The sequence below is a fragment of the Pseudomonas sp. O39 genome (genome assembly GCF_045447295.1).
In the GTDB taxonomy this organism is placed as follows: Bacteria; Pseudomonadota; Gammaproteobacteria; order Pseudomonadales; family Pseudomonadaceae; genus Aquipseudomonas; species Aquipseudomonas antarctica_A.
This window is the reverse complement of sequence record NZ_JBJGXV010000011.1, coordinates 22,700-37,087: the sequence shown is the minus strand read 5'-3', so window position 1 is coordinate 37,087 and position 14,388 is coordinate 22,700. Positions and strand designations below refer to the sequence as shown.

The following is a 14,388-nucleotide window of genomic DNA, read 5'->3' as shown; positions in this document are numbered from 1 at the left end:
ATTTCCCCTTTCATCGTTAAGGTGGATACCCAAGTGACGATTGAGAGAGATATCGTCGCGGGTCGTAAAGTAAAGTTGAGAGTGATCAAGCCGTCTTTAGGCGCGGACGAGGTGATGTCGGTCAAGCTAATACCGTTTGCGAAACGGTTAGTGGGAATTACGCTCCCTGCGCTCTCAATGGGGTTTTGTGGGCGACTAATGCCGACGACTGTGCTTGGTTGGTAATTAGAGGCCACGGTAGACCCTACAACGAGAACAATCAGGATTGGCCACTGCGGGGCACGATAAAGTTTCTTGATAGCAATGCGTGGCTTTTTGTCCCACCAGTTGACGATCAGACGTCTGCACGGGTCTTCACAGTCAAGTGTAAGGCGGCGGCGCTTGTAATGCAGATAAGCCAGAAGATGGGCATCCCCAGGTTAACCCCTTGAATAAGGGGGCGTTCAAGCTTGCCAAGTTAAAGAAGATCATGTGTACGAGATAGAGTGCAAAGCTGATCTCACCCAAAAACACTTGCGGTCGGGTTGATAACAGCCTCGCCACAGGGCTTCGGCTAGATGTAGTGGTCAACTAATCCCGGACACGACGTTAAGTTTTTCTTCGGCCCGAGCTGGCGCCAGCCCACCGTTGAATTGATGGGGTCGAATCCAGTTGTACTGATGCATCAAGAAATGGCTGATATCGCGCTGGGCTTCTTGAGCAGTTCTGTAGCCCACGGTCGGTATCCATTCAGTTTTCAAGCTGCGGAACACGCGCTCCATCGGCGCGTTGTCCCAGCAATTTCCTCGACGACTCATGCTCTGACGCATGCGATAACGCCACAACCGCTGGCGAAAGAGTCGGCTTGCATATTGCGATCCTTGGTCCGAGTGGAATAGCAGATCCGAAGGCCTGCCACGCTGCTCGTAGGCCATATCCAACGCTTTGATCACAAGCTCAGCGTCTGGCTTTTCCGACGGCGCCCAACCCACGATCCGACGCGTGCAAAGATCCAGGACGACAGCCAGGTAATGCCACTTTCCTTGCGCCCAAATGTAGGTGATATCGCCGCACCAGACTTGATTGGGCGCTGGCACATCGAACTCGCGGTTCAATGTGTTCGGGATATCGAGTCTTTCTACTGTTGCTCGTTTGTAGGCATGGGAGCCGGGTTGTTTGCTGACTAAATCAAGCTCGCGCATCAAGCTACGCACTTTGAATCGACCGAGTTGCTCACCGTCTTCACGCATCAGCGACAGGATGCTGCGACTGCCCGCAGAGCTACGACTTTGCGAGAGCAGCTCACTGACGTGACTACGCAATCGAAGCCGTTCAACGTCGGGCGTGCGGCGCCGCAGGCGCTGGGCGTAGTAACACGAGCGAGTGACGTCAAACACCTTGCACAGCCAATCAACCGGCTCATGGGCGCTCAACTGGTCAATCAGCGCGAACGCTCGTGATCTTCCGACATCAAGAGCGCGGTAGCCTTTTTTAGTATGGATTTCTCTCGCTCAAGCCGAGCGATTCGGGCCTCCAGTTCCTGAATCTTTTGCTGTTCCGGCGTCAGCGCCTTGCTCTGCGGGGTGATGCCTTTATGTTCTTTCTGAATCTGGTCAACCCAGCGGCGCAATGCCGACTCGCCAATGCCGAGTGAACGGCTGGCTTCGATGTAGCTGTAGTTTTGTTTGAGCACGAGATCAGCAGCCTCGCGCTTGAATTCAGGAGCAAAGGAACGGCGTTGTTTGGTCATCTGACACCTCGATCTGGCGAGCATTCTCGCCTAAATGGGTGTCCGGTTTCATTAGACCACTACAGTAGCCGCTTTCTCGGGCTCAGGGCGACAAAGACAAAAATCACATAGAAGAATGCTTTGGTGGAAATGCTCCTGGCCACGCCGTTAAATAAGAGCACGTAAGGCGCGGTAAAGGTCCAAGACTATAACAATGTCACGTTGGCCAACAGTTTAAGCATTGCCCCCCGGGGCAGAAAACTCCATGGAAATTCTAGGCGTTATAAGCAGCATCCATAACAGCAGGGCTGCAATATGCAGAGGCCAAATACGAGTAAACCTCGAGACTATGAACCGCTTTGCCGAATCCCAATCCGGCAGGCTCTCGTAGTTGTAGGCTAAGATGAAGCTACTCAACGTGAAAAAAAACGAGACGCCCTGAGAAAGGGAGAAATTATTGGCTATGCCAAAGGAGCCGAATAGCGGATGGCTATGACCCAATACGATCATCGCCGCCGCGAAAAATCGTAAGGATGTTAAGGCGTCAAGCTTTTTTCATTGTGTTCCATCACATGGCCTATCAATAAAAATGACGAAAATAACTTGGTGCTGGCGCACCGCCCGCTTTACGTTCTAAGTAGCCATCCTTTTAAGGATACGCATGTAGGCGGCTGCAAATTGTATACCATCAACCCGCCCACTCCTGACCTATCGCTGATGCCGCGTATTTCTCGCGAGAGTTAGACTGACTCAGGAGAGGGCGCATTTTTCAGCCAGTTTTAGGTTTATTTTCCATTTGCTCTAAGTACCACGCAATAGTTCTGGTAAGGCCACCTGTCAGATTGTGTTGAGTAGACCAGCCCAATTCCTGTTCGGCTAGGCTGCAGTCCAACACGTTCATGGGTACGTCGAAGGGGCGACCGGGTTTGTACGTGCGCTCAATCGGTTTGTTGACGATTTTCTCAATAACATTAATAAGCTCATTCAACGAAGTGCCGGTGCCGGAACCCAAATTGAAAACTTGTTGTTTACCGGTATAACGCAGTGCTTTGACGAAAGCGTCGGCGAGATCTTTGATATAAATATAATCACGGGTCACGCTGCCGTCACCCCATATCTCGATGGGATTGTTGGCTACCGCACGATTGATAAAGGCAGCTACTGCGCCTTGGGCGGTCTCGATACGCTGACGCTCTCCATATGGATTGGCAACCCGCAAGGTAATAGGCTCGATGCCGTGAAGTTGGCTATAGAGATATAAATATTTTTCGATAGTCAGCTTGCTGATACCGTAAGACACTTCCGGTTCAGTGGGGTGGGTCTCAGGAATCGGCATCTGATGTGGACGACCGTAAACAGTTCCGCCCGACGAGATAAACACAATTTTCTTGATGTTAAGCTCAACCATGGAGTCGAGCATATTCAAGGTGCTGACGACATTGGTTTGAATGTCGTAAATGGTATCTTCGTTGGAAGACTTGGGCAGGGTGGTGGATACCAGATGAAGTATCCCGTCGGTGCCCTCCATGGCACTGTGAAGATTGTGCTTGCTCTGGAAGTCACCGGTGATCCACTCAACCGATTCGTCGTCCTTAAATTTGCGGTAAGGCTCCACACGGGGGCGCTCAAAAATACGCAGGCTGTGCCCTTCTTTCAGCAGTTGATCCGCGATTGTGGAACCAATAAAACCGCCGCCACCAAAAATTACATATTTCATAAAATCTCCGTTTTTTCATGAGGCCTTTTAATCAGCCCTATATACGCTTTGTCCAGAGCCTTGGCGTATATTTTTAAGGTAGAGCCTGCAACTCTTGGCGTTCGATGTAGGCCAGTGGTTCCAGACTTGAATGCGTTGAGATGGTTTTTCAGCACCTGAGCGAGTGCATGACTGTTACCTGCTGGAAACAATTCAACGGCGTCTTCGCTATTGAGGTACTCCGTGATGCCGGTGACGTCACTGGCGATCACAGGAAGGCCACTTGCTAAGGCATTCAGGAGCACCAAGGGTGCGTTTTCTCTCCAAATTGATGGGATGACAAGAGCGTCGAGATCGGCCATGACGTCACCGATCAAATCGGGAGCGAAGGTGCCGACGAAATGAACCCGCTCGTCTTCTGCGCACTGTGCCCGTAGTGAAGCTACATAGTCTGGATAATGTTCGGTATCGCCGTAGATTCGGATGTCGATATTTTTGTTGTCGATCATCTTGATGGCGTCCAGCAACACATGGCAACCTTTATGGGTTATTAGCGTGCCTATAAAGCCAATGGTGTAGCTGCCTGACTTCGAGTGCTCCCTGAGTATCAGTTCCTGCGTAATGACAGGAGGTTCGACCGCGTACTTAAGCGGCTGTATTTTTCTTCCGGAAATTTGATTGGCTTCAAGTAAGGATTTAATTGACCGCGTCGGCGGCAGGATCAAGTCTGTTTTTGATAAATAGCCAGTAATAATTGACTTTCGACTTTTTAGATCGATATACATTCTTCGATATCGAGCCAGCCTTGAAAACGGGAGATATGAGAGGATCTGGAAGAGCAAAGCAATCATCTTTGCGGGTACTATTTTTACCGAGTCCACCAACACTCTCTTATTGGTATTCATCAGAAGATGCTTCAGGCAATTTTCCGCGTGGCTGGCCGGACCATTGCACTCCGGAGTTCCCCAAGGTTTCAGCAACTGACAGGTCCTGCACGTCAGCCAATAATCGGTAGGCGTAAATACAGTGGGTATATTTCGCTTAAGGCAGGATTGCAAGCACGATAACGTGAGGTTTTTAAAATGAAAAAAATGTACTAGGTCTGGTTCAAATGACTCAAGTACCGCCTCAAACTCGGGCACGATATTTTGATTGTCATACTCATCCACGACCGTCTCGGCTGTGAATTGCCCCTGTCGATAGGGCGTCCAAATACGATGGACGGTAAAACCTTGAAACTCGTAGCTATCGCTGGAATAGAGCTGAGCTTGCGTCAGGGCGCCCGTCACCACACGCACGTCATAGCCAAGGCTACGCAGCGCTTTAGCGGTAGATAGAGTGAGCACTTCGGTGCCAGCACTGAACGTCGGAAAAAATTGATGGACGCAAAGCAGAATGCGTGGGGCGCTGGAGGGCAAGGATAAGCTGCTCATATGGCCTCGGAGGAAATCGCCATTTACGGCCCTCGCCTTGAATACGGGGTCGACGGAAGGAAAAGCATGCTGCGTGATAACGTACTTCATTTTGGCAACGGCCTGCCATCAAACCTTGGGCGGTGTTGATGGCAGTCGTCGGTTCAATAATCAGACGCCATACATGGCAAAGGTTTCCTTGGCCATCGTTTCCGGGGTCCGGTCATAATTTGTGGTAGTGGACATGCCATAGAGTGTGGCCGGCGCCAACACCAGGCTGGACAGCTTTTTATACAAGTCGTCGGCACTTCCTCTGGCAAACGCTAACCCGTTAACGCCTGGTTCGAGGAACTCGGTCATGCCCTGTACATCGGAAACGAGCACAGGGGTGTGCGTTGCCAATGCATTGAGCAATACCAGCGGGCTGTTTTCGTACCATTTTGACGGCACGACGAGCAGGTCAAGATCCTTCAGGATATCGACCATGTCACCTTTGTCAAAGGTGCCTAGGAATTCGATGTCGCCACCCGCTGCTTTCGCTTTGAGGTCAGCCATGTAGGCTGGGTCCTGATCCGCCGGACCGTATATCTTCAAGCGCGCAGAGTTTTTCGGCAGCCGTTGGAAGGCGTCTACCAACAGGTCCGTGCCCTTGTGGGGAGCGATCTGACCGATAAAGCCTATGGTCGGGACATGATCGGACGAACGCGTAGGCTTGGCCGTACGATCAATATCAATGCCGAACCAGAGTGCGTGCATAGGCACTTTTACTTCGTTGGCCAGGTAGGCTTTTTTCAGAAACGCCGTAGGCGCGACGGCCCCTTTGTAGCCCTGGTTATAAAGCGAAATCAGTGTGTCGGGGCGGCGTGCAATGTCTTCAATAGTGCCGTCAATTTCACCATTTTTGAGCCCTGGCATTTTGCGCAAGAACGTGGCTGAGGTCGCAATGACCTTTGCTGCCGTGGCTGATTTGGCATACCCCATCCAGCCCCCAACCTTGCCGCGAGCAGCTTCTTTTATGTAGCAGGCGACACAGTTGGATCGGCTCCGGGACGGGCCCGCGCAGAGCGCGCCATCTGCGGCTTCCAGTTTATTGTTGAGGCAAAAACCAAAGAAGTCGGTGAATGTGGCGTAAGTCGGAATACCCAGTGCCGTTGTCGCTTCGAGCAGCACAGAAGTATGATTGATCAAGTGTGTGACATGCACGACATCTGGTTGCAGCTCAGACAGCAGCGACTTGAGAATTTCGCGCATTTCCGGCTGGTAGTACGTCTCTTTGATACGGCTGTGCGGAACCTTGTTCTTGTCCAGGCAGATAACCTTAATGCCCTCATACTCAAAATGAGAGAGAAGATTTTCTGTTGCGGGCTCGCCCTGAAAAATCGCGCTCACGACAGTAACGTCATGGCCCCAGGCAGCATAGTTTTTCGCCAGCTCCAAGGTATAAGTTTCCGTCCCATAGAAATGGTCGGGGAAGAAACAATGTACAAAAAAGACGATTTTCATTTTTTCTTTTCAACCATGATGTCGCTGTAAATATTTTGATAACCCTTAATCATTGCTTGAATAGAGAAATTATTCTGGGCTCGTTTTCTGTGAAGTTCAGCGATTTTCAGGCGACGAGGATCATCTTCAAGCAACGACACAATGATATCGGACAGCGCATCAGAGTTGCCTGGCGGTGCGAGCAGAGAATCGTCTTCAACGATTTCTCCAATAGCGCCGATATCGAAGCCCACCACCGGCACACGCATGTTCATCGCGAACGGGCTGACCTGGCCGAAGCTTTCCTTCCAGACGGGGGCGACGAAAATCTTCATGCGGTCGTAAATGGCAGGCAGGGTGTCGTAAGGCACGTAACCGGTGAACTCAAAGTTTTCCGCAACACCGGCCTCTTCGGTAGCCTTCATAAAAGGCTCCATCAGGCTGCCTCCACCCACGATCAATACTTTGATCGATGGCTTTTTCTGGGCGGCGAGAATGAAAGGCATAATGGATTCGGAGTTGAGTTTGTCGCCCTCAAGGCGGTAAACCATACCGATACAGTCTTCCTTGGGCTTGCGGCTATTACGCGACTGGAACATGGCGAAGTCAGAGCCGGGGTAAACCGTGAGGTGGTTGGATTGATCTTTCCCGAATACACGTCTTACGTAATCGCTGACGTACACGTAGCGTTTGATCGCTTCCGAATAGTAGGGTGCAACCGGGGTGTTGATGTTTTGAATGACAGGGATGCCCATCACCTCGGCCGCCTGTACCGCCTTCGCATACCATGGCTCATCACAGTCACCCCAATAGTGCATGTGGATAAAGTCTGGTTGAGTGTCTTTAAAAAGTTTTACGAACGGTGCTTCATCGTCGGGGAAGCGAACTTCTTCAACGGGGATTCCAACATATGCCGCTGGTTGAGGGGCGTAGCTGGTGACTATCCTCTGGTCGTACTTTCCGCCCAGATATTCATAAATATCGACTACTAATCGTGATGAGCCGCCGGTCATAAAGTTAGCAATGACATGCACCACAACCGGCCGGGCCGCGGCCAGTTTCTTCGGCTGTTTTACCAGATAGCCGGTCTCAGGAGTCGTACTGACGGCGGTACCCCCTTGTTGATTACGCAACCGGCGTACCGCTGGGAGCAGTGCAACACGCAGTCGGTTTCTCAGTGCGGACGGCATGACCAGACTACCACTCAGGTAGATGATTTTGGCTATACCTCGTAGTGATACGGGGCGTGCCGCGATCGCATCACGCCAGCGCAGCAGTCGAGTTTGGCGCAATTGGTTAAAGCGAGATTTTTCTTGCTCGATCGCATGAGACCAATTTTTTTGTTCTTCCGATAATTGCACTGCGGACCGTTCCAGCTGTTCCTTCAGTAGGTTGATGACATTATCCTTTTCGTTAATCGCCGCGTTGAGACGATTAACTTCCGTGCTCAGCTCATCTAGCTGAGAGTCATTCTGGCGGATTTGCAAATTGGCCTCGAAAATTTCCTGGTGGGTGTTGGCAAGCAATGAGTCTTTTTCCAAGAGCATGAGGTTAAGCTGTTCAACCTCCAGCCCTTGTTCGCTCAATTGGTGTTCCTTATCCTCGCAATGAGCGTTGAGCCGGGATATTTCCCGACCGGTCTCATTGAGTAGCAAGTCTTTTTCGACAATCGCCAAATTCAAGCGGTTTAGCTCAAGCGCCAGCTCGCCAAGGTGATTGCCTTTTTGCTCATACTGTTCGTTAAGGTTGGAAAGGGCTTCGCCCAGCTCGCTGAGGCGCGAATCTTTCTCTGTCATCATCAGTTGCAGACGGTGTACCTCTGCGCCGAGTTCGCCTAGCTGAGTGCTTTTTAATTCACTCTGTTTACTGAAAACAACGATTTCGCTACCCAATTCACTGAGGTGTAAGTCTTTCTCTGTAATCATCAGTTGCAGGCGGTGCACCTCGGTGCCGAGTTCGCCTAGCTGGGTGTTTTTTAATTCATACTGTTCACTGAAGCTGGCAAATTCGTTGCCCAGTTCACTGAGCTGAGAGTCTTTCTCTGTAATCATCAGTTGCAGGCGGTGCACCTCGGTGCCGAGTTCGCCTAGCTGGATGTTTTTTAATTCATACTGTTCATTGAAGCTGGCAATTTCATTGCCCAGTTCATTGAGACGAGAGTCTTTCTCTGTAATCATCGATTGTAGGCGGTGCACCTCAGTGCCAAGTTCGTATAGCTGGGTGCTTTTTAATTCACTTTGTTCACTGAAAAGAGCAATCTCACTGCCCAGCTCATTGAGGTAAGCGTCTTTTTCGGTCAACAGCAGGTTCAGACGATTGATCTCGACGCCCAGCTCATTGAGCTTGGATTCCTTGTGACTGGTGGTTGAACTTAGCGAAGCAATTTCCTGACCAACTTCATTCAGGCGCAGGTCTTTTTCAACAATAACATGATCCAGGTGGTTGAGTTTTTGACCGATCTCATTCAGCAGGCCGTTTTTAGCCTCGATCAATAAATTCAATCTTTGCAGTTCCAGACCAGATTGGTTGAGTTTCTGGTCTTTTTCTACGGTGTGGCTATAAAACGCGTTAACTTCACGCTTCGCCATTTCAGACACTTCACCTATTAAAATGTCTTTGTTAATCAGGAGCTTATTCAGTCGATCAATTTCAACGCGCATTTTATCGAGCTGGCGCAGCTGCGAGATCCGGTCGCGTTGTAGTTGGTGCCACCATTGTGGAGTTTTCTGCTCGGCATTTTCTACGTACCTCAAGGCATACGCGCAGGAGGTTGCATACTCAACGATAGCGCCTAGTTCATACAGGCCAAAGTCGCTTGGGTTTTCCAGCGATCCATAGGCGGCTTTCCAATCGAGTTTCAATGCCACTTCGGCTGCGATTAAGCCTTGTTGCCAGTAGTCAATAGCGGCCTGAGTGTGAGAGCGGCCGGACTCTATCAGTCCGAGATTCAAGAATGCATGAATCTGTTTGGTGATGAGCGTTGGGCTGTAATCGGCACAGTTGAAGGCGGTGCAGGCTACGTAATAAGAGATAGCTTTTTCGCTCTCACCGTATTTTTGCCAGAGCTGCGCAAGCAGATAGCAAAGGGAGACCTGCCATCTTAGTTGCTGAGGCGTTGAAGCAGTCGCGTTCAGATAAGGCTGGCATTGCCCTTCAAAGAGCTCAACATCAAGCCAGCCACATTCAGCGCTGGCGTATAGCTGATAACCCGACACGCATAGCGCCGCGCCCTGGTCTGGTGTGGTCGCTGGGGCCTCCAGTGCTACCTGCTGGCTGAGGGCGCTGAGCAGTTGGGCATTACTGATGCGATGCCCGATCGTGACCATACCTTTGACCAGCCAAGGGTTGTCGTATTCTTCGAATCGCGTTACGTGCCATTCCGGGTTCTCCGGATATTGGTCATAGGTTGTTTCCGTGTAAGGCACATCAGCGCCTTTACTCGGTGCTTTCATTCCGACCAGCAAGCACCACTCGCATTCTGGGTCGTCTGTGGCGAGTGCGTCGACGCTGGTTTGGAAAAGTTGGCGTGTGCCCACCGCCCATTGTTTGTTTTTCTTATATTGATCGGCTGTTTGCCCGAACGCAGCCTCCACCAAAAAGTGCTGTTGTGTTTCCTGGAGGATTTTTTCCCATGTGTAGACATGAAAGTGAAAGGGGTTGGGGTCTTCTCCGGTCTCATCGGACCAGTCCCTGGGAACGGACAACACGATGCGCCCCGCGGGCGTAAGCACCCTGTGGAACTCTGCCATCAAGGCTTTCGGATCCTGTACGTGCTCCAAGGTTTCAAAAGACGTGACCAGGTCGATCGAGTTGTCAGGGATATCAAAGAGTGCTTCTGGAAGCCACCCTTCTTTGAAACTCAGGTGGGTCGACTGCGATGCGAAGTTTAGCTTGGCGTATTCAATAGCGTATTCGCTGCCGTCAATACCCAATACGCTAGCGGCATCAGAGCACTTGCGTAAAAGGTAGGAGCCGTAACCCAGCCCGCATGCAGCGTCGAGCACGCGATCGCCCGGACGTATATAGCGGCTGGCTAAAACGTAGCGAATGATATGAGCATCAGAGCGACTACCTGGCTCACGGGTCATATCCATGTGCAAGTCGCGCTCTTCGACCAGCGCAGTCAGTGGGTACTTAAGTGCGGCCTCGGTGGGGATTTTCTCCAGCGGGATGGCGACCTTGCCTTGTTCCTCTTGAAGCGCCTGGTAGTCGTTTACTCTGTAGTAAGCCGCGTGCTTACGCATTCCGGCTTGAAAAAACTGAGCTTCACAGTATTTGCGGAACGCAGAAGCCTGCGAGGGTTCTGGATGGTCCAGATACAAAAACACGTTAGCATTGGAGACGCGAATAATCTCTTCTATAAAGCGCGTCTCCAGAACACCCGGTTGAGGGAGTTCGGTGACCAAAACAGTGTTGAACTGGTTATTGGCGAACGGAAACTGCTCACCCTCAAGCTGTTGAAAGCGACCGTTTAGCCGGTGTGCACAATAGTCAGTTCGGGCGGGATCCATTCCCAGGCTGATGACTTGAATACCACTGGCCAAAAAATACTGAATAAGGGGTAGGTCAGAAAGACCTATATGCAAAAGCGGGCCGTTACCGCAACTCCCAAGCAACTGCTCGGCAACTTTGGATATTTCATCGGACGACATGAAAATGGGTGCGCAGGTTGAGCTGTATTCAATAAGATCAGCAGAATTCAAAGTCATCTGTTCAACCCTTAATCGAAATGGCTTTCATGCGGAGGTCCATTACACCGCCAAAATGGTATTCACGAGGCTTGGTCGCAATCGAGAAAAAAGCAGCCTCATCGCGCCAGTGAATGATGCGCTGTTCTGCGTAATAAGGTTTACCTTCGTGGGAAATGGCCGCCTGCACCTCATAAAGGTTTACACCAAGGCTGCAGACAAATTCGAAATCTACGGTGAATGTTTCGCCCGCGGAGAAACTTTTACCCCAAAAGTGCTCGCCCTCGCAGAGTTTCGCATCAATAGCCATGTCCTGATTCAACGTGCCCCAGGAGTAAATTTTCACGCCTTCTTTGTTGCGCAGCCGAATACCGACGTTGAGATTGCTAAGGTCTGAGTGACTGACGCACTCTACGCGCAGTACTGCGGTCTCGGTAGGGTAGAAAACTTGTTTCTCTGCGCCGTCCGTGTCAAGCACTTTGACCGAAATGACTTCTGCGTCGAAATTGCCGAATGAGAACTTGTCAGGGGCTTTGCCTTTGACGGAGGGCGCTGCCTGAGTCTTGTTTGAAACAACTTTCGTCAGGTGCGCAAGGTAGGCACTTTCTTGGGCGTGCAGGTCTCTCCGGTAATCCAGAATGACTTCTGCCGAAGGCCCAGCGCTTTGAATTCTGCCATTGGACAGGAAAATTGCGCGCTGGGTGAGTGTGCGCACCGACTCCTCATCATGAGATACAAAAAGCAGAGTAGTGCCACTGCTGGTCAGCATTTCGATGCGTTCGTAACAACGTTTCTGAAAGAGGGCGTCACCGACGGCAAGCGCTTCATCGACGATCAGGATATCCGGTTTCAGGTTAGCCTGTACGGAAAACGCCAGCCTAACGAACATGCCACTGGAGTACGTTTTTACGGGCTGATCGATAAACGTACCGATATCTGCGAAAGAAAGAATGTCATCCATCAATTCATCGGTTTGTTGGCGGTTCAAGCCGTGAATAGCACAATTGAGGTAAACGTTTTCACGACCGCTGAAGTCTGGATTGAAGCCAGACCCGAGTTCCAGCAAAGCGGCAATCCTTCCGTTCACATTTACTGTGCCAGAGGTGGGGGTTAACGTTCCGCAAATAATTTGTAGCAGCGTTGATTTGCCTGAACCATTCTTGCCAATGATGCCGACCGATTCGCCGCGTGCGATTTCAAAGTTAATATCGTTAAGCGCCCAAAATTCTTTGTGCGCCTTCAACGAGGGGAGAAACATTTGCAACAGACGATCTTGAGCTTTTTCATACATATTGAAACGCTTGGACAGACCGCTGACACTGATAGCAACATCGTTAGAGTACATCTGCGAAACCTGCACGAGTTTTTTGAAAGAAGGCGTAGCCCAAGGCGCAAGTGATAACTCCAATCCCGAAGCTTATTGCCAAGCTGTGCCAGTCTGGTAGTTGTCCAAATAGCAAGGTCGCTCTTCCGTTTTCAATAATGGCTGTCAGTGGGTTCAGATATAGCCAGCCTTGATACTGTTCAGGCAGTGCCGATGTAGGGTAAAAAACCGGCGACAAAAAGAGTAGCGCCGTCACTGCCATGCCGGTAATTTGACCGATGTCTCTGATATAAGTGCCGAGTGCAGCCAGTAGCCATGAGATGCCCATCATCATAAATACCAGCGGTATTATAATTATTGGGAAGTAGAGCACCGTCAGCGGGACTGTGTGGTTGAAAAAAAGCTGAGTGGCGAGTAGTACGCTTAGGCTAACTGTAAAGTGAAACAAGGCATTCAGTACTGAGGTCATAGTAAGCACTTCAATAGGGAATACTACTTTTTTGACATAGTTGACGTTGCTCAGGATCAGCTTGGGTGCCGAGTTGATGCATTCTGCACAGAAGCCATGGATGATCAGTCCGGCGAATAGCACGAGCGCGAAGTCGACTTTTGACTCAGAGCCCAAGCCAGCGCCCCAGCGTGCCTTGAAGACCGTCGAAAATACAAATGTATAAATGGTGAGTAGCAGAAGCGGGTTGATAAATGACCACGCCACGCCCATGACGGAGCCACGATAGCGCGAGGAAATCTCTCGTTGGGTCAATTGGAATATCAATTGACGATGTCTAAAGCCACTTTTCAGCATCTGCCAAGGGGAAAGTGGTTGAGCGGTATGCATTTCCATTAGTTGATTCTAACCTGATGTAAATTTAGAGCGTATTGCTGAATACGGTCATTAATAGAATAGGATTGACCATCGTCCACTACTACTTGTTCAATAAAAACGGTATCGGGTATTTGAATGGACGGCGCTTTCATAGCAGATGCTTTCTCTTCATCCGGGAAAATTGGGCTTTGAGCAGGGATTCAGCAATTAAGAATGAAAAGCGGGTGCAGAGGAGCGTGCGTCCCATAAATTGACCTTTGTCGAGTGCCAAAGGGAGGGGCGATGACCTCTGCAGGCGTCTGATTGGGCCCTTTGACGCTGCCTCTCCAGATCTTGACGTTATGGCGTTCATCGAGATTTTTTTGCTTTGGCGGACTCATTCAGACGTTGCTCGGTCGTGTCAAAAAGCGGTACCGATGTCGGCTAAAGCTTCAAAGCGTAGAGTTTAGCTTTATTGGCATTATGGGACTAGCGATAATTTCTTGTGGCCATTCGTCTGGTCCATGGGTCAGTAAGCGGAAGCGCTCGTGCCTGAATTTTTGCAACGCTAAGCATCTCGGTACACGCAAACCTCAGCGGAGATGAGGCTTTGCACCCTCCGATCGATTTCGTCCACGGGCAGTCTTAAGGCCGCACCTTCCTTGGATCCACATGCTGCAGTGATCCGACAGATGGCTAGCCTGGCGACGGATAAATTCAGGCGGTTGTGTGTCAAAGGCCGGTAATAAAGCTTCTCAGGTCTCGAGATCAACGTGGCGGTGGGAATTTACTTCAACGAAGGGTGGGCAAGGAGATGCAAACGAGAGTGGGTAGCCTTTGGGGTGAGCGCGCAGGCGTTTTCGTTGCTCACTTGCCCTACCAAAGCTGGCTGTACAAAGTTATGATACCTGCCCGTCAAAATGCCGGCCTATAGAGTGTAGAGAAGGCTTTGCAAATGGTGCTTTCGAATTCATAGGACCTCTGTCCTTGAAGTAGCCGGTAGTGACTTCGGTGTTCATGCTTCGGGTTAGGCTGTTGATAGATGGTAATAGCCGCGTCAGTTGTCCGTATGGAAGGTCGTAAAGTCATCAAGCAATGGCAGCCAATTCGGTCAAATCTTTTTATGTAAGAGCCGAATTTGTTGCTATGACACTGCCTTTCCTCGGCGTGGGGTTGTTGTAATGCCCCCTGGGATAGTCGCAGCGTGCCTCCTCTATAACGTGTGTTTGTGTCCACTGAATTGTTGTATCCAACTGAATTGAAAAGGAACGTA

7 protein-coding genes and 1 pseudogene are annotated in these 14,388 nt (G+C 50.4%); all 8 read right to left on the bottom strand.

The genetic code is table 11. The features are described from left to right. Positions 1-566 precede the first annotated feature (566 nt). The 8 genes and pseudogenes from ACI77D_RS16025 to ACI77D_RS15990 all read right to left on the bottom strand — a co-directional run bounded on the left by ACI77D_RS16025 (position 567) and on the right by ACI77D_RS15990 (position 13,154). Positions 567-1,729 (bottom strand): IS3 family transposase gene (locus ACI77D_RS16025; protein ID WP_407017018.1). Its coding sequence is split into 2 segments (ribosomal slippage): positions 567-1,474 and positions 1,474-1,729, totalling 1,164 coding nucleotides; the frame shifts between segments, so codons are not numbered across the junction. A gap of 213 nt (positions 1,730-1,942) precedes the next feature. Then, positions 1,943-2,239, bottom strand: a pseudogene (locus ACI77D_RS16020) (acyltransferase family protein); the annotation flags it as partial. 238 nt (positions 2,240-2,477) lie between these two features. Further along, a complete protein-coding gene (locus ACI77D_RS16015) occupies positions 2,478-3,425 on the bottom strand; it encodes an NAD-dependent epimerase/dehydratase family protein (protein ID WP_407017017.1) in 948 nt (315 codons plus the stop codon). Beyond that, complete coding sequence (locus ACI77D_RS16010) at positions 3,422-4,927, bottom strand: glycosyltransferase (RefSeq protein WP_407017016.1); 1,506 nt, start codon at positions 4,925-4,927, stop codon at positions 3,422-3,424. The genes ACI77D_RS16015 and ACI77D_RS16010 overlap by 4 nt, the downstream gene beginning before the upstream one ends. A 60-nt stretch (positions 4,928-4,987) precedes the next feature. After that, positions 4,988-6,319: a glycosyltransferase family 4 protein gene (locus tag ACI77D_RS16005; RefSeq protein WP_407017015.1), complete on the bottom strand. Its 1,332-nt coding sequence runs from the start codon at positions 6,317-6,319 to the stop codon at positions 4,988-4,990. Next, complete coding sequence (locus ACI77D_RS16000) at positions 6,316-11,007, bottom strand: glycosyltransferase (protein ID WP_407017014.1); 4,692 nt, start codon at positions 11,005-11,007, stop codon at positions 6,316-6,318. Before ACI77D_RS16000 ends, ACI77D_RS16005 begins: the two co-directional genes overlap by 4 nt. A gap of 4 nt (positions 11,008-11,011) precedes the next feature. Continuing rightward, the gene (locus ACI77D_RS15995; protein ID WP_407017013.1) at positions 11,012-12,331 is read right to left on the bottom strand and encodes an ABC transporter ATP-binding protein; all 1,320 of its coding nucleotides are present in this window, start codon (positions 12,329-12,331) and stop codon (positions 11,012-11,014) included. Further along, positions 12,321-13,154 (bottom strand): ABC transporter permease, encoded by an 834-nt coding sequence (locus tag ACI77D_RS15990; RefSeq protein WP_407017012.1) that lies wholly within the window; start codon positions 13,152-13,154, stop codon positions 12,321-12,323. Before ACI77D_RS15990 ends, ACI77D_RS15995 begins: the two co-directional genes overlap by 11 nt. Positions 13,155-14,388: the final 1,234 nt, after the last annotated feature.